Annotated in this window: 19 protein-coding genes and 2 tRNA genes; 7 read left to right on the top strand and 14 right to left on the bottom strand. The window is 53.7% G+C overall.

The window, feature by feature from the left end; translation table 11 throughout:
• Nucleotides 1-127: 127 nt before the first annotated feature.
• On the top strand, nt 128-1,519 hold the full coding sequence (locus tag G367_RS0107080) for a sigma-54-dependent transcriptional regulator (protein ID WP_020412417.1): 1,392 nt from the start codon (nt 128-130) through the stop codon (nt 1,517-1,519).
• 552 nt (nt 1,520-2,071) lie between these two features.
• Here G367_RS0107080 and G367_RS26080 read toward each other — a convergent pair.
• Nucleotides 2,072-2,362 carry a hypothetical protein gene (locus tag G367_RS26080; RefSeq protein ID WP_157533403.1) on the bottom strand — a complete coding sequence of 97 codons (291 nt, stop codon included), beginning with the start codon at nt 2,360-2,362 and terminating at the stop codon, nt 2,072-2,074.
• A 6-nt stretch (nt 2,363-2,368) separates the two neighbouring features.
• Between G367_RS26080 and pcnB the strand changes: the two genes are divergently transcribed.
• The 6 genes from pcnB to G367_RS0107045 all read left to right on the top strand — a co-directional run bounded on the left by pcnB (nt 2,369) and on the right by G367_RS0107045 (nt 8,041).
• A complete protein-coding gene (gene pcnB / locus G367_RS0107070) occupies nt 2,369-3,748 on the top strand; it encodes a polynucleotide adenylyltransferase PcnB (protein WP_342664457.1) in 1,380 nt (459 codons plus the stop codon).
• A complete protein-coding gene (gene folK / locus G367_RS0107065; RefSeq protein ID WP_020412414.1) occupies nt 3,748-4,224 on the top strand; it encodes a 2-amino-4-hydroxy-6-hydroxymethyldihydropteridine diphosphokinase in 477 nt (158 codons plus the stop codon). Before pcnB ends, folK begins: the two co-directional genes overlap by 1 nt.
• A gap of 108 nt (nt 4,225-4,332) precedes the next feature.
• Nucleotides 4,333-5,019, top strand: a complete 687-nt coding sequence (locus G367_RS0107060) for a deoxynucleoside kinase (RefSeq protein ID WP_020412413.1) — start codon at nt 4,333-4,335, stop codon at nt 5,017-5,019.
• A 5-nt stretch (nt 5,020-5,024) separates the two neighbouring features.
• Nucleotides 5,025-5,837: a 3-methyl-2-oxobutanoate hydroxymethyltransferase gene (gene panB / locus G367_RS0107055; protein ID WP_020412412.1), complete on the top strand. Its 813-nt coding sequence runs from the start codon at nt 5,025-5,027 to the stop codon at nt 5,835-5,837.
• An 80-nt stretch (nt 5,838-5,917) separates the two neighbouring features.
• On the top strand, nt 5,918-6,709 hold the full coding sequence (locus G367_RS0107050; RefSeq protein ID WP_020412411.1) for an acyl-CoA thioesterase: 792 nt from the start codon (nt 5,918-5,920) through the stop codon (nt 6,707-6,709).
• A gap of 294 nt (nt 6,710-7,003) precedes the next feature.
• Nucleotides 7,004-8,041, top strand: a complete 1,038-nt coding sequence (locus G367_RS0107045; protein ID WP_026304980.1) for an endonuclease/exonuclease/phosphatase family protein — start codon at nt 7,004-7,006, stop codon at nt 8,039-8,041.
• A 40-nt stretch (nt 8,042-8,081) separates the two neighbouring features.
• Here the strand turns inward: G367_RS0107045 and G367_RS0107040 are convergent, their stop codons facing one another.
• The 13 genes from G367_RS0107040 to G367_RS23285 all read right to left on the bottom strand — a co-directional run bounded on the left by G367_RS0107040 (nt 8,082) and on the right by G367_RS23285 (nt 20,668).
• Nucleotides 8,082-9,050 carry a zinc transporter ZntB gene (locus G367_RS0107040; RefSeq protein WP_026304979.1) on the bottom strand — a complete coding sequence of 323 codons (969 nt, stop codon included), beginning with the start codon at nt 9,048-9,050 and terminating at the stop codon, nt 8,082-8,084.
• 120 nt (nt 9,051-9,170) lie between these two features.
• Entirely contained in the window at nt 9,171-9,581 is a 411-nt protein-coding gene (locus G367_RS0107035; RefSeq protein WP_020412409.1) for a GFA family protein, read from the bottom strand.
• On the bottom strand, nt 9,574-10,224 hold the full coding sequence (locus tag G367_RS0107030) for a hypothetical protein (RefSeq protein ID WP_020412408.1): 651 nt from the start codon (nt 10,222-10,224) through the stop codon (nt 9,574-9,576). The genes G367_RS0107035 and G367_RS0107030 overlap by 8 nt, the downstream gene beginning before the upstream one ends.
• Before the next feature lie 130 nt (nt 10,225-10,354).
• Nucleotides 10,355-12,478, bottom strand: a complete 2,124-nt coding sequence (gene pnp, locus G367_RS0107025) for a polyribonucleotide nucleotidyltransferase (RefSeq protein WP_020412407.1) — start codon at nt 12,476-12,478, stop codon at nt 10,355-10,357.
• Between the two features lie 258 nt (nt 12,479-12,736).
• On the bottom strand, nt 12,737-13,006 hold the full coding sequence (rpsO, locus tag G367_RS0107020; protein ID WP_020412406.1) for a 30S ribosomal protein S15: 270 nt from the start codon (nt 13,004-13,006) through the stop codon (nt 12,737-12,739).
• A 146-nt stretch (nt 13,007-13,152) separates the two neighbouring features.
• Nucleotides 13,153-14,094 carry a tRNA pseudouridine(55) synthase TruB gene (gene truB, locus G367_RS0107015; protein ID WP_020412405.1) on the bottom strand — a complete coding sequence of 314 codons (942 nt, stop codon included), beginning with the start codon at nt 14,092-14,094 and terminating at the stop codon, nt 13,153-13,155.
• A gap of 3 nt (nt 14,095-14,097) precedes the next feature.
• Nucleotides 14,098-14,496 carry a 30S ribosome-binding factor RbfA gene (rbfA, locus tag G367_RS0107010; protein ID WP_020412404.1) on the bottom strand — a complete coding sequence of 133 codons (399 nt, stop codon included), beginning with the start codon at nt 14,494-14,496 and terminating at the stop codon, nt 14,098-14,100.
• Between the two features lie 89 nt (nt 14,497-14,585).
• Nucleotides 14,586-17,420 carry a translation initiation factor IF-2 gene (infB, locus tag G367_RS0107005; RefSeq protein WP_020412403.1) on the bottom strand — a complete coding sequence of 945 codons (2,835 nt, stop codon included), beginning with the start codon at nt 17,418-17,420 and terminating at the stop codon, nt 14,586-14,588.
• Between the two features lie 64 nt (nt 17,421-17,484).
• Nucleotides 17,485-18,987, bottom strand: a complete 1,503-nt coding sequence (gene nusA / locus G367_RS0107000; RefSeq protein WP_020412402.1) for a transcription termination factor NusA — start codon at nt 18,985-18,987, stop codon at nt 17,485-17,487.
• Between the two features lie 42 nt (nt 18,988-19,029).
• Nucleotides 19,030-19,494 carry a ribosome maturation factor RimP gene (gene rimP, locus G367_RS0106995; RefSeq protein ID WP_020412401.1) on the bottom strand — a complete coding sequence of 155 codons (465 nt, stop codon included), beginning with the start codon at nt 19,492-19,494 and terminating at the stop codon, nt 19,030-19,032.
• 136 nt (nt 19,495-19,630) lie between these two features.
• A tRNA-Met gene (locus G367_RS0106990) sits at nt 19,631-19,707 on the bottom strand.
• A gap of 42 nt (nt 19,708-19,749) precedes the next feature.
• Nucleotides 19,750-19,826 (bottom strand) — tRNA-Met (locus G367_RS0106985).
• A 443-nt stretch (nt 19,827-20,269) separates the two neighbouring features.
• On the bottom strand, nt 20,270-20,668 hold the full coding sequence (locus G367_RS23285; protein ID WP_020412399.1) for a nuclear transport factor 2 family protein: 399 nt from the start codon (nt 20,666-20,668) through the stop codon (nt 20,270-20,272).
• Between the last annotated feature and the right edge of the window lie 442 nt (nt 20,669-21,110).

Genomic DNA, 21,110 nt, shown 5'->3' with positions numbered 1-21,110 from the left:
GGCGTAGATTGCCAAATTGAATATTTTTTGATCAAAAAGCAACCAATTCTCAGTATTTGAGTTGCATAGAAACGGCGCGCAGGTAAAACTAGGCGCTTATTGAGCATTTTGTAACCAGGCGTAACACATGAGCCACATCCTGATCGTCGAAGATGAAGCCATTATTCGAACGGCGCTGCGCAAACTGCTGGAGCGGCATCGCTACAAGGTCAGTGAGGCGGGGTCAGTACGCGAGGCCCTGAGCAAATACCGCGTAAATGAAGTGGACTTGGTGATCTCCGATCTACGCCTGCCCGGTGCCCCAGGCACCGACCTGCTCAAGCATGCTGGCGAAGTTCCGGTGTTGATTATGACCAGCTACGCCAGCCTCAGATCTGCGGTGGATTCCATGCGTATGGGCGCGGCAGACTATATTGCTAAGCCCTTTGATCACGATGAGATGATTGCCACTGTGCGGCGAGTTATCGGCAAGGCTGAGCAGAGCCGCGCACAGGCACCCTCAGAGAAAGATAATACCGGCACGATTGCCGGGATGATCGGTAGCAGCCAGGTGATGCGAGAGCTTTACAGCCGTATCCACAAGGTCGCGCCAACAGACGCCACTGTGCTGGTACATGGTGAAACCGGTACCGGTAAGGAACTGGTGGCCCGCGCCATTCATGAGGAGAGCCGCCGGGCAGGCAAGCCGCTGATATCTGTTAACTGTGCAGCCATTCCCGAAACGTTGATCGAGTCAGAGCTATTTGGTTACGAAAAAGGCGCTTTTACCGGCGCCCAAAGTGCCCGTGAGGGGCTTGTTGCTGCCGCTGATGGAGGCACTCTGTTTCTCGATGAAATTGGCGAGCTTCCCCTGGAAGCCCAGGCTCGCCTTCTTCGGGTGATCCAGGAAGGGGAAGTACGCCCTATCGGCTCTATCGAGTCACGTAAGGTCAATGTGCGACTGGTAACAGCAACCCACCGCAACCTCCGCCAACTAGCGGCAGAGCGCAAGTTCCGTGAAGACCTTTACTACCGTATCAATGTCGTACAAATGACCCTGGCACCTCTGAGAGAGCGTGGACGAGACGTGCTTGCACTGGCAGAGCACCTACTGGAAAGGTTTTGCACCAAAATAGAGCGTTCCCTGCTCCGCTTATCTCCAGAGGCCATCCAGGCTGTTACGACCTACACATGGCCCGGTAACGTACGCGAGCTGGAAAACGCTATTCAGCGCGCTGTGATCCTCACCGATCGCGACAGTCGGGAGATTAACCACAAGACACTGGATATCGACCTGGACCTGGTGCCTGTGGAAGAGACTGGTGAGATTCCTCGCCCTAGAAGCCTGCACACAGACCCCCGTGAGGACTTGTCACTGGAAGATTACTTCGCCCGCTTCGTGATCGAGCATCAAGACACTATGAGTGAAACTGAGCTGGCCAAAAAGCTGGGGGTCAGCCGCAAATGCCTGTGGGAGCGCCGTCAAAAACTGGGCATCCCCCGCAAGAAAACCCGCCGTAGCGCAGTTGCAGAGGCCTGATGCCCTCTTTCGGGGCTTAGGCCCTCACCGCGGCCCCCAGGTAACCCCCTCTAAATACTCACCCTCTACTGTGGGTGTACCGCACGCTGTCCCTTTGTGCTCCTCAACTACCACATCGGTAACAAAAGAAGTGTTACCCCAGACGCCCTGCAAGTAACAATTGCCGCACTTTACGTAACGCAATGGACTTAAAAAAAGTTCCGTCAAATTTCGTAAAGATCGTAACTTATTGATTTATATCAATTTTTAAAAGTTGGCACACTAAGTGCTTTACCCTTAGTACAAAATTTGAAAACGGCCAACAATAAAAATAAATGACCGTTAAAAGCCCTATAACTACTCACAATAAGCGGGCGAAACACAATAAGAATAATGGGGAGGCCGACAATAAAAGCAATGAGTGGCCAAAACCGTAAGAACAACAATAAATAATAACAATAAACCTTAAGAAAGAATAAAAATAACAACAAGCGCGTTGCAAACTGACTGAATTGTACCTGGGAGAGGGTGTTTGCTTGATAGCAAATTGAGAGCGCAAGGAAGCCGCTGCCTTCATACTGGTAATAATAATTCCCAAATCTTTTCTCCAAACTTCCCGGCACCCGCAGATTGCGGGCGCATTCCTTTGCGTGTGTTAGAATCGCGCCCGCGAATCCAACTCACCGGCAATCGATGCCATTGGCACCCCTGGTTACGGACTTCGCCCCCTGGGCCCGCCCAGGTATATGAGGCCCCAGCAGTGCCGCAGAGAACTCCCTGGTCAAAAGGGGTAGAGACGCGCGGGTACCAAACCTGCTGCCACCGGAAGTGTGGCCTGAGCACCAGCAGGGCTTTTCCGGTCATTTACGAATGGCAGCAGTCAAAATAGACAGCCGTATGCTCAACAATCTGATTAGTAGTATTAAGCGCTGGCGCAAGCCGGCCAACAAAGGCCCCCGGGTCATCGCCCGCAATGACCACAATATCTCCCGCCGAGAGATCAGCCGCGCGGCCCTGACAGTTATGAAGCGTCTACAGGATGCTGGTTACCAGGCTTATATTGTCGGTGGCGGTGTTCGCGACCTGATGCTAGGCGGCCACCCTAAAGACTTCGATGTTGCTACCGATGCGACGCCAGAACAGGCCAAGGAATTATTCCGCGGCGCTCGTATTGTGGGAAGGCGTTTCCGTATCCTGCATGCTCGTATCGGCCGCGAGGTCATTGAGGTAACCACTTTCCGCGGACACCACAGTGATGGCGAAGAGCATGAAGCAAGGCAGTCCGAGCACGGTATGCTGCTGCGGGACAACGTCTACGGTGATCTCGAAAGTGACGCCATGCGCAGGGACTTCACCGTCAATGCGCTCTACTACACCACTAATGGTTTTGCCATCCACGATTACACTGGTGGGGTCGAGGATATTGAAAAGCGCTTGATCCGTATGATCGGCAAGCCCACCACCCGCTATAAAGAGGACCCTGTACGGATGCTGCGCGCGGTACGTTTCGCCGCTAAGCTGGACTTCGCGATCGAGAGCAAAACTGCAGAGCCTTTACAGGAGCTTGCGCCATTGCTGCGCAATATCGCTCCAGCCCGCCTGTTCGATGAGATACTCAAATTACTAATGAGTGGACAGGGCGAGCGTACTTTTGAGCATTTGCACCGCTACCATTTGTGGCAGCACCTGTTCCCGGACAATGCCCGCCAAATTGAGAAGAGCCCCGCTGCCCTGGAGCTGACCAGGCGAGCACTGCGCAACACAGACAAACGTATCCAGGCGGATATGCGCGTCACCCCCGCCTTCCTTTATGCCGCCCTGCTGTGGCCAGCAGTAAACGAAGAGCAACAAAAACTGGTGGAAAAAGGTATTCCACCGGCGCCAGCCCTCGCCCAGGCAGCCCAAAAGATTACCAGTAACCAGCTGGCCCATACCGCTATACCCAAACGCTTCTCTATCCCCATGCGTGAGATCTGGGACCTGCAGCACCGCCTGCCCCAACGTGGTGGCAGCCGCGCTCAGCGCCAAACGGAGCATCCCCGGTTCCGTGCAGCTTATGACTTCCTGCTGCTGCGCGAGGAAAGTGGCGAAATTGAGGCCGGCCTTGGTAAGTGGTGGACGGACTTCCAGCAAGCCGATGACGAGCTGCGTCAGCAAATGGTGCGCAAACTACAGCGCAGTGGCGGAGGTAATCGCCGCGGCCGTAACTCTCGCAGTGGACGCCGGCGCAAACCCAGGGCAGCTGAGTGATGGAAAGAGTTTATATCGGGCTCGGCAGTAATCTGTCTGAGCCACAGAGGCAGCTGCGCAGTGCCCTCACAGCAATGGACAAAATCCCCAGCAGCTGCCTACTGCGCTGTTCCGGTTTTTATAGCAGCGCCCCCATAGGCCCAAGCGGGCAACCGGATTATGTCAATGCAGTGGCTGAGTTGAACACGTCACTCTCACCGATTGAGCTACTCGACCAGTTACAGTCTATTGAGGCCGCTCACGGTCGCGAGCGCTCAGTGCGCTGGGGAGCGCGCACCCTCGACCTGGATATATTGCTATTTGGAGAAAAGCAAATTGATAACGTGCGCTTGCAAGTACCACACCCACGTATGGCAGAGCGCAACTTCGTACTCCTGCCACTGGCAGAACTGGAGCCCCAGTTACAGCTGCCTAACGGCGATCCATTACAGCAATTGCTGCAGAACTGTCCGCAAAACCGCCTGAATAAAATCTGAGCAACCTCCGATAGCGCGATAAAAGTACTCGACTGAGCGCCCCGCTTAATAGTACTTTGGCGCCTGCAGCCCATCAGGGAAGACGCCCCAACAAGAGGAGTCGAACACGTGGTTATCGACAACAGCGAAACCAATCCGTGTGAATTCGGCCTGTCGGACAGGACTTTGCCGAAATTTATTGCCGTGGAAGGCAATATCGGCGTAGGTAAAACCACATTGGCCAAGAAGCTTGCCACTACCTTCAACTATGACACTCTACTGGAACTGCCAGAGGAAAACCCCTTCCTCGAACGCTTCTACCGCGACCCCAATAACGCCGCGCTACCGACTCAACTGCATTTCCTTCTGCAGCGGTCCCAACAGATTCAGGCCCTGCGTCAAGACGACCTGTTCGAGCCGGTACGGGTGGCAGATTTTCTGATCGAAAAGGACCAGCTGTTCGCCCAGGTAACCCTGGATAAGGACGAGTTGGCGCTCTACCAGCAAGTTTTCCAACACTTAACCTTAGAGGCTCCCAAGCCAGACCTGGTAATTTACCTGCAGGCACCGCTGGAAGTACTACAGGCACGCATTCGCAACCGCGGTATTCCCGCAGAGCGCGCCATTAGCAATGAGTATCTGGCAACGCTCAACGACGCCTACACCCAGTTTTTCCACTTCTACGACAGCTCACCATTGCTGATCGTCAATAGTGAGGAAATCGATATTGTCGATAGCCCTAAGGATTACCGTCAGCTGGTCGAGTACATGCTTACAGTGACCAAAGGCCGACACTACTACAACCCGGGAAGTTAATCGTTATGTATGCACCTTCTGAATTAGAGAAGCTCGTCACCGTTCAGACCCTGCGCAAAATGAAGGCAAATGGTGAAAAGTTTATTACCGTGGCCCTTTACGACGCGCCTATGGCAGCCATGGCACAAAAAACCGGAGTAGAAACATTGTTGGTGGGCGATTCCCTGGGTATGACAGTACTCGGGTATGACAGCACGGTACCGGTAACCATGGAGCAAATGATTTACCATGTGGAAGCAGTAGCGCGCGGCAACAAGAAATCCCTGATCATGGGCGATATGCCGTTTATGACCTATGCCACTCCGGAACAGGCTTTGACCAATGCCACCCGCATCATGCAGGCAGGCGCCCATATGGTGAAAATTGAAGGCGGCGCCTGGTTGGTCGATACCGTTAAGATGCTCACTGACCGGGGCATCCCCGTCTGCTCCCACTTGGGACTCACTCCTCAATCGGTTCACAAACTCGGAGGCTACCGTGTTCAGGGCCGCGATGAAAAGCATGCAGAACAGATGCTTGAGGATGCCATCCTGCTAGACCAGGCGGGCGCTGACCTGTTGGTACTCGAGTGTGTCCCAACCGCCCTGGCAAAACGTATCACCGAAACAGTTTCAATGCCTACCATAGGCATCGGCGCCGGTCGTGACACGGATGCCCAGGTATTGGTTATCAACGATATTCTCGGTCTCACCGAACAACCGCCAAAATTTTCCAAGAACTTCCTGGTAGAGGCAGAGGACATCCCCGGGGCCCTGCGCAAGTACGCTGAAGACGTCAAGCTCGGCATCTTCCCTGGCGACTCCCACACTTTCAGTTAATATCATTTGCCCGGACATTAAACAGCCTCGGCACTCTCGCAGGCAGCTCCATCGGAGGCTGCCTGCCCAGCGGTAACATTATGAACTTCGATCAACTACTCCTTGAGTGGAATCCAGGCCAGGACAACATCGCTGTCCCCGAAGGCTGGAGCCAGGGGCGTGCCACCTTTGGCGGCCTGGTAGCAACAATGCTCCAGGAAAAAATGACAGCGGAAGTAGCTGAGGACAGCAGCCTGCGCTCTGCAACCTTCTCATTTGTCGCCCCAGTAGGCGCAGAAGCGGTACAACGCTCCGCAGAAGTTTTACGTGCCGGGCGCTCCGTCACTCAAGCGCAGGGTCATCTGTGCCAAGGCGGCACTGTCGTACTTGCGGGGCTGGCCAGCTATGGTCGAGGCAGGGATTCCTCAGTGAAGGTGGGCGTGGCAACAGCACCAGAATTTAGCAAGCCTGAACAATGCATGGCGCTCCCCTACATTGAAGGTGTAGTGCCGGAGTTTACGCAGAAATTTGATTACCGTATTGCCCTGGGTCAATTGCCTTTTAGTGGAACTCAAGAGAGGCAGTTGGGCGGTTGGGTACGCTTTAAGGATGGCAGTGAGAATACAGTATCCATTAACCATCTCCTCGCCCTGATTGATGCCTGGCCCCCTGCCACTTTGCCAATGCTTAAAACACCAGCTCCAGCCAGCTCATTAACATGGACAGTGGAGTTTATGGAGCCCCTCCCCAATCACAAGGCATCTGACTGGTGGCAGTATCTTGCCGAAGTTGAACAGGCAGGGGATGGCTACGCTGTGATCCAAGCCCGCCTATGGGATGTCAGCGGCAAACTTGTCGCCCTGTCCCGGCAAATGGTCACAATTTTTGGCTAAAAAAACGAATTAGCCATGCCTATGGAAGAAGTGCCTTAGATCTTTCAATCCTTACCTGCCCCACGAGTTTGGCGCAATTCCATCTTTTCTTTTATTGATTTCATTATTTTTTTCCCAAAAAGTACATTTTGGCGCCGCCATTACATAAAAATAAAATAAAGAAAATATTTTTTACTCCAATTTGTAATCTACGCTTTCCATCATCCCCACCCGCGGAGGGACAAAGCCTCAACTCAAGAGCTTTACAAATCCCTCCACAATTAACTCGCGGTAACAAATGTGGAGAAATCAATAATGATAAAAAAAATATTTATTTGTCTCGCCTTGCTCACCAGTTTTCCAGCCAGCGCAGCAGATTTTGAAGACGTTTGGGATGCTATTACCTCGTGCAACTGGTTCGAATTTATTGGCGATGTCGATGACACCGGCTCGAAAGACCTGGACGGCTACGAGTATGGTGACACCAGCTTTAAAGATGCCAACTCAGGCACCTTTAACATGATTGTGTACAATATGGACGGTTTTTTACAATGTATAGGTGGTAATAGTAAGTCAGATTTCAAACAAATTATTCGCACGTTCAATGACAATCCCAAAGATCTGTGGTTAATGCAGGAGGTTTGGAACAAAACCAAAGCCAACTATCTAGATGACGACGATAAGCTAAGCAACGACACCGTTCCCTATCGTTCAAAACACTGGAAAGGTAGTGGCACCTCTTTTGGCAACGGTCTACTGACTTTTTCTAAGTTCCCCTTTGATCGGGACAATCGTGATGATAACGATTATTCCTTCGCGACCTATGAGGAGGAAACCTTCAATAAGTGCTCAGGCAACGATTGTGATACCGAAAAAGGCTTCACCGTAGCCAAGGTCGAAGTGACTGAAAATTATCATGTGCATATTTACAACACCCATATGGATGCAGGCCATCAGGATGAAGACCTCAGCGCCAAGGCAAAGCAACTCGATCAAATCGCCGATATGATCGTTGCACACTCGAGTAATGCCACCGTTATTTTGGCCGGCGATTTCAATATGGCATTTGATGAAAATGATAATGACTGGCGCGGTGTCAATTTTCAGACATGGAAGGCCTTCTTTGAGAAGACCGGAGGCAAGCACGCCTGCCAATACATGCTCTCCGGCAGCGATACCAGCCTGGAGGCCTGTGCCGATGAGCTTCAAAACGACACTGACCATGTAGTGGTTATCAACAATAATCCCAACTACACACTGGAAGTCACCAACTATTTTATCGGGTCCCCAGCTTATTCTGGATTAAGTGATCACGATCCAGTTTTTGTAGATTTTTCCTGGGCAAAAAACTAGCCAGATAAAGAGCTTCCTTCACAGGGGATTGGAGGGAGCCTCAGAGCCACTTTTTCCAGTAAAAAAAAGCGACTTGTCCGGCAAGTGCTATTGCCAGCAGAATACAAAATGCCAGGAACCCCTCTCGAGCTTGCGCCCATGGAATCCCACCGACATTAATTCCAAACAACCCGGTTAAAAAGCTTAAAGGCAGGAAAATTGCTGCAACCATCGACAAAACATACATACGACTGTTGAGTTGGTCGGAATTACGACTCAGCAGCTCCTCCTGGGCAATCGCCGCCCGCTCACGCACTGTATCTATATCATCGATGTGCCGCTGCAAGCGTTCGTTGATATCCGCCAGTAAGACATGGCTCCCTTCATCAAACCAGGGTACCGACTCCTGCTGCATACGAGTTAAAACCTCCCTCTGCAGACAGAGGTATCGTCGCAGGGCAATTGTCCGCTTGCGAAACTGGACTAAATTCGCACCCAGGCCCTTCACCGACCACTCGAGTAACTGATCCTCAAGCGCGTCAACCTTTTCTTCAAAGTCATCAACCCGGTCTCCCATGCGCAGCACAAGCAGATCAGCCAGGGACACTACCAGTGCTGCAGTACCACGCGGTCCACAACCACTGCGCAGACGGGAAATCAAATCCTCCTCTGCCAACAGGCGTCTTTTACCGGTGCTGATAATACGGTTCTCTTCCACCCAAATTCGAATAGAGACCCGGTTTTCCCTCCGGGACTTGTGCTTTGGGTCCACTCCACACATTGCAAGGAAAAGTCCATCATCGACAGCCAGGGTGCGCGGTCGAATCTCTTTAGCCAACAACGCCTCTACAACCACAGGCTGCAGCCCACTATTATCGCGTATCCAAGCTGAAACCTCTTCATCAGCGCTATCGAAGTGAAGCCACAGCAAGCCCTGGCGGGGATGCCAGGACTCCACTTCAGGCCAGGTCATTTCCCGGCCTGAGCCATTCCTATCAAGCAGGGTTGCGTGAATATGCCCAGATTCCATGGACTTAAAATTCCATTCGCTAAACATCCGGTGGAGAAGTCACCCTCCACCGAGGGTTTTAAATAGCGTCAAGTTAGCCCCGTTTCACTGCAGCGATACAAAAGAGGTGGGGCTCGATAATTACTCATTCTGGCTCAGGTGCGCCAGCTCTGCTGCATGCTGTTCCCAGTTCTGCCCATCGAAAGGCTGCACTTTAAGTCCGCGCGGCCGCTCATCCAGACATCGAGCATTGAGACTGTAGCCATCAGGGTTTGAGCGTGGGATATAAAAAGACTTCACCCCACAGCGGCTACAAAAATAGTGCCTGGCAACACCTGTATTGAAGGTGTAGCAGCTGAGCACATCCTCTCCGCTCACCAGCTCAAAATTCTGCGCAGGCACTATCAAGTGCAAATAGCCTAGCTTTTCACACATAGAGCAATTACAAGCGTGAGCTACCAAGGGGTCATCATTGTTACGCTTATACAGAGCAGTAAAACGCACGGCTCCACAGTGGCAGCCCCCTTGCAGTTTGGTAGTTATTTCATTCATCAGCAGATTTATCTCGGATAAACAACGGCCGCGCACATAGCAGGGAAAAAACAGAAACGGCTAAAAGGAGGTGGAACCAATTCGTGCGCGCCAGGCCCAGCAGCTTCGAAGAACCAGTACCGATCAAAAGCCCGTTTATTACCGCCAGCAAGGCACCACCACCCAGTAATAGAGCATGGTTTCGTGGAAGTCTGCCAGATCCAACTAGTTCCAATAGGGCCACCAATAACCAGAGCAGCAAACCCAGGGCTGAGTAGAGATCCACTACCGTCGAAGGCATCAAGATCCCACTCTCGCTGAAGCCAATTGCGCTGGCGAGGACCAGCACCATTACCACATAGGCTGGAGCCCGGTTATCCGAACCCCATGTTAGCTCTAGCCGAGCCCAAAGGAGGCCGATGCCAATTAGTAGAAAAGAAGTAAAGCCGGAAAGTCGTGAGAGTGCCCGATGTAGCTCGGTTATACCGGGGTCTATTCCGTAGCGGTAAGCACCGACCAAAGCTGCGAGGGCCATGCACAACAATGCAGCGACAATAATCAAAGCCGCAGATTGGAAACGCTCTCGTGTGAGGTACCAGTATTGATTGGCCATCAACAGGCAGGTGAGCCCAAGTATTAGGTCGAGAAGCCAGAAATTAAGCAAGGTTTTCCCCTTTTTTCTTTGGATTCTAACCTAAAAATATCTTTACTAAATGCCATAAAGGCTCTGCCCCCCTTAAAAAATCCATAAAAAAACCCGGCTCAAGGCCGGGTTTTTTCAGGTCTTTTAAGGCTTACGCCTCTTCGGAACCCTGCTTCTCCTCTGCAGAAGCAGCCTGATCGGCTTTGGCTTCTTTGATAGAGAGCTTGATACGTCCACGCTGGTCCACGTCCAGTACCTTTACGAATACCTTCTGGCCTTCACTCAGGTAATCAGTTACAGCGTTAACACGCTCCTCAGCAATCTGGGAGATGTGTACCAGGCCGTCTTTACCCGGCAGGAAGTTAACGAATGCACCGAAGTCCACGATACGCACCACAGTGCCCTCGTAGATAGCGCCGATCTCAGCTTCCGCAGTGATTTCCTCGATGCGGGTTACCGCCGCTTCCAGGCTCTCACCGTCTTCACCGAAGACCTTGATAGTGCCGTCATCTTCGATATCGATGGAGGCGCCGGTCTCTTCAGTGATGGAGCGGATAGTCGCACCGCCCTTACCAATCACGTCGCGGATCTTGTCCGGATGAATCTTCAGGGTCGCGTAGCGCGGTGCGTTCTCATTCACGGTGGTACGGGAAGAGTCGATCACCTTGTTCATTTCCGCGAGGATGTGCAGACGCGCTTGCAGGGCCTGCTCCAGAGCGGTTTCCATAATCTCTTCGGTAATACCTTCGATCTTAATGTCCATCTGCAGCGCGGTCACACCAGAGGCGGTACCCGCTACTTTGAAGTCCATATCGCCGAGGTGGTCTTCGTCACCGAGGATATCGGTCAGAACCGCATAGCCTTCGTCTTCCTTCACCAGGCCCATAGCGATACCGGCTACCGGTGCCTTCAGCGGAACACCCGCATCCATCAGCGCCAGGCTGGAACCACAAACGGAAGCCATGGAACTGGAACCGTTGGATTCAGTGATTTCGGAAACCACACGCACGGTGTAGGGGAAGCTGTCCGGGCTCGGCAGAACTGCAGCGATACCGCGACGAGCGAGGCGGCCGTGACCGATTTCGCGACGACCGGTAGCACCGACACGACCCGCTTCACCTACAGAGTAGGGAGGGAAGTTGTAGTGCAGCATAAAGTAGTCTTTGCGCTCACCTTCCAGGGCGTCGATGATCTGTGCATCACCAGTGGAACCGAGGGTAGCCACTACCAGAGCCTGGGTCTCACCACGGGTGAACAGCGCAGAGCCGTGGGACTTGGGCAGAGCGCCAACTTCCACAGCGATCGAACGTACAGTCTTGCTGTCGCGACCGTCGATACGGGGCTCGCCACGCACTACAGCGCCGCGCACCAGCTTCTTCTCCAGCTTGCCGAAGTAGCTTTTTACCAGATCGGCGCTAATTTCTTCGGTAGCCAGGGCTTCAGCGGCTTCGCCGCGCAGTTCCGCCAGGCGGGTGCTGCGCTCTTGCTTGTTGGTGATGCGGTAGGCTTCGGCAACCTTCTCGCCAAACTGAGCGTCCAGGGCAGCTTTCAGCTCGGTGTTTTCCGCCGGAGCCTGCCAGTCCCATTGGGGCTTGCCCGCTTCCGCTTTCAGCTCTTCACAAACCTTGATAATGGCCTGCATTTCCTGGTGTGCGTAGAGTACGGCACCCAGCATGATGTCTTCCGGCAGCTCCTGGGCTTCGGACTCCACCATCAGTACGGCGTCTTTGGTACCGGCAACGACCATGTCCAGCTCGGAGGTCTTCAGAGCTTCGTAGCCCGGGTTCAGCAGGTAGCCGTCTTGCTGGGTGTAACCCACACGCGCAGCACCGATGGGGCCAGCGAAGGGAATACCGGAAACAGACAGCGCTGCGGAAGTGCCGATCATGGCAGCGATATCCGGATCCATGTCCTTCTCCGCGGAGAGAACAGTACACATCACCTGAACTTCATTCATAAAGCCGTTCGGGAACAGCGGGCGGATCGGGCGATCGATCAGACGGGAAGTCAGGGTTTCTTTTTCAGACGGGCGGCCTTCACGCTTGAAGAAACCACCGGGAATTTTGCCAGCCGCGTAGGCTTTTTCTTGATAGTGCACGGACAACGGGAAGAAGCCCTGATCTGGCTTGGCTTCTTTAGCGCCGACAACAGTACACAGGACGACAGTCTCTCCCATGCTAACCAGGGCAGCACCGGTAGCCTGGCGCGCAATACGGCCGGTCTCGATGGTGACTTGGTGTTGTCCGTATTGGAAAGTTTTGCTTACTGGATTCACTAGTTTTTCCTATTTCCTTACGGTTACTGGCCCATTCCAGTAACCCCTACATATTTGCCGGGGCCGGGGCTCCAAACCTCCTGCCCAGGGCGGTACGGGGATGTACCGCCACCGACCAGGGTGGCCGGTGCAAGCGCAGCACTTTCATTTGGGTTTATCCCTTAAGGCCATGCTGCGTGTCTGCCAAAAGTGACAACTAAGCCACTTTTTAGCAAGCATTAAAAAAGAATGCCCGCCAAAGGCGGGCATTCCAGGGTCTTAGCGACGCAGGCCGAGCTTGGCGATCAGCTGTGCGTAACGGTTCAGATCCTTGCGCTTCAGGTAATCCAGCAGCTTGCGACGCTGGTTTACCATGCGGATCAGACCACGGCGAGAGTGGTGATCCTGCTTGTGCGCAGAGAAGTGACCCTGCAGTTTGTTGATATTGGCGGTCAGCAGGGCTACCTGGACTTCCGGGGAACCGGTATCGCCTTCGGATTGGCCGTGCTCTTTCAGGATGGCTGCTTTTTCAACTGCAGTCAGTGCCATAACGAATTACCTCGTCGTAATATGCTTTAAAAGATCCGGCTGGCCCGTGCATATTTACAGACCAGCTAATCGCTATTGTGGGCGCAACCGCCCGGCACTTTCACTCACACCGCTTAATTAGTTATCACCAATATAGCGGCTTGTGCTCAGGTGCCACTTACCAGACGCCGAGGCGCTACGCACCCGTCGTCAGTAATTTCTCCCACACCCAGAAAATCACCATTTTCCAGGAAGAGGCGCACCATATCACCTTCCGCACCGATACGATAGACCTGTAAATCCATTACTGGCTGCCCTTGTCGCACATAGTAACCAGAGTCATCTGGCAGTATGAGTTTGGCCAATGAGGAGGCAGGGGAGTCCACTGGTAACAGATGGTGGTCCAGCTCTTCCGCCCGACCCTCACCACGCTCTTCGGTGAGTTCATCCAGGGTCACTGAATCCGCTTCGTCGTAGGGGCCGGCGGCGCTGCGATGCAACTCTTCCACATAGGCACCGACACCCAGGGCCTGGCCCAGGTCTTCGGCAATACTGCGAATGTAAGTGCCCTTGGAGCAGTGCACCTCAACTTCCGCACGGGGCTGGGCGCCCGCTGTAAAGCTCAGCAGTTCAAATTCAAAAATCTCCACTTCCCGCGCCTCGCGCTCCACTTCCAAACCCTGGCGAGCCAACTTATACAGCGGCTGCCCCTTGTGCTTGAGGGCCGAGTACATGGACGGCACCTGCTTGATGCGACCGCGGAAAGCCTCCATCGCTTTCAGCACGGCTTCTTCGGTCAAACCGGAAGCATCTTTGGTTTCCAGTACATCGCCATCAGCATCGCCACTGGCAGTGGTCATGCCGAAAACAAAAGTACTGCGATAACGCTTGTCCGCATCGAGCAGGTACTGGGAGAACTTGGTCGCCTCGCCGAAACAGATCGGCAATACACCGGTTGCCAGGGGGTCCAGCGCTCCAGTATGACCGGCGCGATTGGCGAAAAAGAGTCGTTTGGCTTTTTGCAGGGCGTCGTTGGCGGTAATCCCGGCGGGCTTGTTCAATAACAGCACGCCGTGAACCGGCCGGCCCCATTTTGGTCTGCGGCCCATGGATCAATCTTCGTTAGAGTCGCTATCGTCGTCTTGGTGCTTGCGATCTTCTTTAACCGCCTTGTCGATCAGGGCAGACAGCGCCTGGCCACGCACCGAGGTTTCGTCGTAGCGGAAGTGCAAACGGGGAATAGTGCGAATCTGGATCGCGCGCGCGAGCTGCGTACGCAGAAAGCCTGCGGCTTTGTTCAGCACTTCCACGGAAGTATTAATTTTGCTGCGGTCGTCCTCACCCACAAAGGTGACAAATACTTTAGCAACGGTCAGATCGCGGCTGACTTCAACATCGTTGACGTTGACCATACCCAGGCGGGGGTCACGTATCTCGTGCTGAATCAACTGGGCCAGCTCGCGGCGCATGGCATCGGCAACGCGATCTGCGCGGTGGAATTCTCTTGCCATTGTTTACCTATTGAGAATGGCGGTTTAAAGACAGGAAAACCCGCACGGCCAAGCCGCGCGGGTTTCTCTTTCATCCGGTCCGGAACGCTTTACAGTTCGCGGGCTACCTTGACGATATCGTAAACTTCGATCTGGTCGCCAGGTTTCACATCGTTGTAGTCCTTCACCCCGATACCACACTCCATACCGTTGCGCACTTCTTGCACATCGTCCTTGAAACGACGCAGGGATTCCAACTCACCCTGATAGATTACAACGTTGTCACGCAGTACGCGGATCGGCTTGTTACGGTAGACGGTACCCTCGGTCACCATACACCCGGCAATCGCACCAAACTTCGGCGAGCGGAATACGTCGCGCACCTCGGCAATACCAACAATCTCTTCGCGAACTTCCGGGTCCAGCATGCCGGACAGGGCCTGCTTCACTTCATCGAGCAGGTTGTAGATTACGCTGTAGTAGCGAACCTCAACCCCTTCGGTTTCGGCAGTCTTGCGTGCGGCTGCATCGGCACGGGTATTGAAGCCCAATACAATAGCGCCGGAGGTCAGGGCCAGGTTGATATCATTTTCGGCAATACCACCTACACCGCTGGATACAACGTTTACGGAAACTTCTTCGTTGCCGATATCCGCCAGGGCACCCAGGATGGCTTCCAGGGAGCCGCGCACGTCAGCCTTGATAACAACCGGCAGAACCTTGCGCTCGCCAGCTTCCATATCTGCAAACATGTTTTCCAGCTTCGCAGCCTGCTGACGTTGCATACGCTCACTGCGCTCTTTTTCAGCGCGCTGCTCGGCAACTTCACGGGCCTTACGCTCATCCGCGACAACCATGAATTCATCACCGGCATTTGGAGTGGAGTCCAGACCCAGTAGCTCTACCGGGGTAGACGGGCCAGCTTCCTTAACCTGCTTGCCGTGTTCGTTAGTCATGGCGCGCACGCGGCCATAGCTCTGGCCGGCCAGAATAATATCGCCGCGCTTCAGCTCACCATTCTGTACTAACAGGGTGGCAACCACACCGCGACCTTTTTCCAGGCGGGATTCAATTACAACACCGGTGGCCGGCACATTTACCTTGGCCTTCAGCTCGAGCATTTCCGCCTGTAGGGAAACTGCCTCCAGCAAGTCATCAATACCCTGGCCAGTATGCGCGGATACGTTGATGAACTGGGTATCGCCGCCCCAGTCTTCCGGGATTACGTCTTTCGCAGCCAGCTCATTTTTCACACGATCGGGGTCGGCGGCTTCTTTATCGCACTTGTTCACGGCGACAACCAGCGGTACACCAGCAGCACGAGCGTGGTTTACAGCCTCTTCAGTCTGCGGCATTACACCATCATCGGCAGCGACCACCAGGATTACCACATCGGTAGCCTGGGCTCCACGAGCACGCATTGCAGTAAAGGCGGCATGTCCCGGGGTATCCAGGAAGGCGACCTCGCCCTGGCTGGTTTTCACTCGATAGGCACCAATATGCTGGGTAATACCGCCAGCCTCACCGGAAGCCACTTTGGTTTTGCGGATATAGTCGAGCAGAGAAGTTTTGCCGTGGTCAACGTGGCCCATAACAGTCACTACCGGCGCGCGGGTAACCTCTGTGCCCTCCTGAGCCTGGGCTTGCGCTACCAGGCTATCTTCCAGCTCAGTCTCGGAGCGGTATACCACCTTGTGCCCCATCTCTTCAGCGATCAACTGAGCAGTTTCACGGTCCAGGCTCTGGTTGATAGTGACCATCTCACCCATTTTCATCAGGCGCTTGATCAATTCACCGGCCTTCACATTCATCTGCTTGGCGAGTTCGCCAACAGTAATCGTTTCGCCCAACTGAACTTCGTACACCTGCTTCTCCGTAGGCCGTTTAAAGCCGTGAGTTGGCTTCATTTTCACGCTCGCACGGGACAGGGAGCGCGTACTGCGCTTACTGGCTTCGTCTTCTTCAAATACTTCCAAGGCCTGCTCGTACAGCGCTGTTTTGCTGGACTTCTTCGGCCCGGACTTGGAGCGACGCCCGCGGCGTTTACGCGGCTCATCCTCGGATCGATCGGCCTCAGCCGGAGCAGCAGCCTCGAGCTTGCGACGTAAAGAAGGCTTAACTTCTTCAGTTTTCTCAGCTGCTTTCGCGGGCTTCACCTTGGCGGCCTGTGCAGCTTTTTCCTTCTTCTCTTGGGCCGCACGTCGGTCGGCCTCTACCTTGGCTTTTTTCTCTTCGAGTTCGCGCTTCTCCTGCTCCGCCTGCTGCTTGCGACGTTCCATCGCGGCAATACGCATAGCCTCGATATCGTCTACATAGCTTGAACGGATTGGAGCTGCGGGCTCCGCTTTCTGCGCGGGCTTGCTCTCAGCTTTCTGGGTCACATCTGCCTCTTTTGCAGCCTTCTCTTCGGCTGCGGCCTTCGCTTCTGCCTCTGCGGCAGCCTTGGCTTCCGCTTCGGCTTTCAAGCGAGCTTCTTCTTCCTCAGCGGCGCGACGAGCGGCCTCTGCTGCTTCTGCTGCGGCCTTGGCTTCCGCCTCGGCAGCTGCTCTGGCTTCCGCCTCGGCTTGCAGTCGAGCCTCTTCGGCCTCTGCAGCTGAAACGCTTTCCAGGGTTTCCGCGGTGTTTGCTCCCGCTTCAAGTTCAGCCTGCGGGCGCTTTACATAAGTACGCTTCTTGCGAACTTCCACGTTCACAGTCTTGCGGCCTGTGCCAGAGCCGGTTTTCAGTGTGGTCGTGGTCTTGCGCTTTAAGGTGATCTTGCGCGGGCTCGCGCCCTGCTCCCCGTGACTACTTTTCAGGAAACTGAGCAGGACCTGCTTCTCCTCATCTGACACCACCGCAGTCGCAGAGGTGTGAGGCAAACCCGCTTCTTTCATCTGCTTGAGCAGACGGTCTTCGGTGGCACCAACCGATTTGGCGAGTTCGCTAACTGTTACTTCGGCCATTCTCTCTCCTAAAAGTCACTTGGTCGGAGGGGGTTATTTATACGTATGTCTTGTGTCGTTATGTTTAAGCCTGTTCGCCGCTGTCATCAGCGAACCAGGGCTCACGCGCCTTCATAATCAGCGCTGCGGCACGTTCTTGGTCGAGACCTTCGATATCGAGTAGGTCATCAACCGCCTGCTCTGCCAGATCCTCCATGGTAGCGATACCACGACTGGCAAGCTGGAAGGCCAGGTGACGCTCCATACCTTCCATGTTGAGCAGATCTTCCTGCGGCTCCGAGGCATCCAGCTTCTCTTCAGAGGCCAGTGCCTGTGTCAGCAGGGAGTCTTTGGCCCGGGCACGCAGCTCTTCGGCGATATCTTCGTCGAAGCCCTCGATCGCGAGCATTTCCTCAATGGGGACATAGGCCACCTCCTCGAGAGAGGTGAAGCCTTCGTCAACCAATACAGCAGCCACATCTTCATCGATATCCAGGCGGTCAATAAACACCTGCATAATGGAGCTGGACTCTGCTTCCTGTTTATTTTGCCACTCGTCTGTGCTCATGACATTGATCTGCCACTGGGTAAGCTCAGAAGCGAGACGAACATTCTGTCCACTGCGACCAATAGCCATAGCGAGGTTTTCCTCGGCCACAGCCACATCCATGGACCCGGTATCTTCATCCACAACAATGGATTCAATTTCCGCAGGCGCCATAGCGTTGATTACGAACTGAGCGGGGTTCTCGTCCCACAGTACGATATCGACACGCTCACCAGACAGCTCGTTGGAAACCGCCTGCACACGCGCACCGCGCATGCCCACACAAGCTCCAACTGGATCGATACGGCCATCATTGGTGTTCACGGCGATCTTGGCGCGCAGGCCGGGATCGCGGGCGGCACCTTTAATTTCAATAACCTGTTCAGAGATTTCCGGTACCTCGATACGGAACAGCTCAATAATCATTTCCGGGCAGGAACGGCTCAACATCAATTGAGGGCCGCGGGCTTCCGGTTGGATCTCCAGCAGGATTGCGCGCACACGATCACCTAGGCGGAAAATCTCGCGTCCAACCAGCTGATCACGAGGCAGGCGCGCTTCAGCGTTATTACCCAAGTCCACAGCAATAAAATCGCGGGTCACTTTTTTAACTGTACCGCTGACCATTTCGCCAACCCGATCGCGGTATTCGTCTACGACCTTGGCACGCTCGGCTTCACGCACCTTCTGCACGATTACCTGCTTGGCAGTCTGCGCGGCGATGCGGCCGAATTCAACATTCTCTACTTGCTCGCGGTAGATATCACCTGCTTTCAGCTCAGTATCTTTCTCGTGAGCTTCTTCCAGGGTGAACTGGGTGCCCAGTTCCGCCAGAGTTTCATCATCAACCACTTCCCAACTGCGGAAAGTTTCATAGTCGCCACTACGGCGATCAATGATAACCTCAATGGTTGAATCCTCGTCGTAGCGTTTCTTCGTGGCCGTTGCCAATGCCGCTTCGATGGCCTGGAAAATAATCTCCTGGTCAACGCCCTTCTCGTTGGATACCGCCTCGGCTACCAGCAAGATCTCTTTGTTCATGCAACTGTGCCTCAAAATCGCCTGAGCTCAGGCTCCTACAGGTTATTTGGTAAATTGGGGAATAATGCTTGCCTTCTCGATGCTGTCGATTGGCAACAGGTATTCATTTTCGCTGTCCACGCGCAAAACTACTTCATCGCCCTCTACGCCGGCCAGCAGGCCTCGCCATTTACGCTGCCCATCCAGCGGCATGCGCAGGCGAACTTCAATCTGGGCACCGGTAAAGCGCTCGTACTGCTCCAGTTTATAAAGAGGACGATCGAGCCCCGGGGAAGAGACCTCCAGTGTGTACTTACCACTGATTGGGTCTTCCACATCCAGTACTGCACTGGACTGACGACTCACTTTCTCGCAATCCTCAACCGAAATACCGTTTTCAGAATCGATATAGATGCGCAGCAGCGCGTTACGACCGTGAGTTTGATATTCAATACCCCACAGTTCGCATCCCAGCGATGCCACCACCGGCGCCAGAAGCTCTTCCAGCAATTCGCGTTTGCTCGCCATTTACGTCACCACATACAAAAAATGGGCCTGCGGCCCACTTCGAAAAATATCCGCAACTTTTCTTGCAGATACGAAAAAGCCCCTGACGGGGCTTTGACCGCACATTTACGCAGCCAGTATGCGTAAATGCAAAATTTGGTAGCGGGGGCAGGATTTGAACCTACGACCTTCGGGTTATGAGCCCGACGAGCTACCAGGCTGCTCCACCCCGCAACAACAAATGCGCAATCAAAAGTATTTGCTTAAAAGCAAATTTGGTAGCGGGGGCAGGATTTGAACCTACGACCTTCGGGTTATGAGCCCGACGAGCTACCAGGCTGCTCCACCCCGCAACAACTCCAAGAAACAAAGCCTGGTTGACCTTCGTTTCCCTGCGGCGGGACTAACCCAACCACTCAAGAGGCTGCGCATTCTATGTATACAGCCCTGGTGAGTCAAGCTGTAATTGGCATTTGTTTTCGCCTAACGCGTAAAACCCCCTACCTTTTTCTGGCCCAAGCGCCCCCCGAAGATACTTTTATGCTCCGGGTATGCTCCGGGCTTTACTGGCCGCATAGAGATCACTGTAAAACTCCCCTGCGTAGAATCACCTAAAGGGCCACTTAGGGCCATTCGTTGCATATGACAGACAACCCTAAAGGAGGGCATAGTACGAACGACTATTGCGGCTTTGGGAACAAGTGCGAGTTGAACATCGAGCACTACTTCTTTATCCCTGCAATCTCCACTGTCGTCATTCCCACACCCAAAGCGAAAAGCGACAGCTTCACAACAACTAGGTAAACACTCGGGCCAGCAGGTCGGTATCCAGGTACGCAGTGATCTCTACGATTTTCGCATCGCGCATCACCATCGCCCAACAGTAAACCTGCTTGTATTCTACGCCATTTAATGCATGGCCGGTGCTTTCAAAGCGCAAAAATACCTTCTCTCCCTCTGCTGCAAGGTCGACAAAAGTTGTCTTGAGACCATCCTCCAGGTGATCTAATAGCGGGCCGAAAGCATCATCAATTAAAGCCTGCTTGGAGTGAAAGATCCCCGAAGCGCATGTAGTGCCTATCACTGTCCACAACACGTCCTCAGCGATCAGGTCAAAAAGGGGGCCACTGTCACCCGCCTCCCACGGGCGGAACGCTTCGCGAACCAAGTGCTTGTTGGCTTCAGGGATGTTCATGCGCACAGCCCACTCTTTACCAAACGCTAGCCGGAATATAGCTCACTTCGGAAGCTGCAAATCAGACAAAGCCCGGGAAATGGAAATATCTGCCGTGAGCATACGGCTGGGCCGACCATATAGGAGTAATTGCCACTGACATTATTGTCTGGCGCACCTCTATGCCTTACCCCATGCCAGTCGCTCTGTAATTGGTTGCCTTATCAGGCTTTTTGGCGATGAAAATACCGTTTTTTAACTAGCCGAAAGAGTACTAATCGCAAATGATACTTTTTGCTCCCCACAACCACCTGCAAATACATTCGTCTCAACCAACAGGTTGTCGATATCACTTTCGATTACAGTCAACGCGGTGGTGTTCAGATTACCAAGTGCCTCCCAAAGTACCTCCACCGCAAGCTCTGCAGATTAAACCGCATAGAAATAGGCTACCTGCCTGGCC

This window comes from Microbulbifer variabilis ATCC 700307, assembly GCF_000380565.1.
Taxonomy (GTDB): domain Bacteria; phylum Pseudomonadota; class Gammaproteobacteria; order Pseudomonadales; family Cellvibrionaceae; genus Microbulbifer; species Microbulbifer variabilis.
This window is presented reverse-complemented; position numbering and strand designations above follow the sequence as displayed.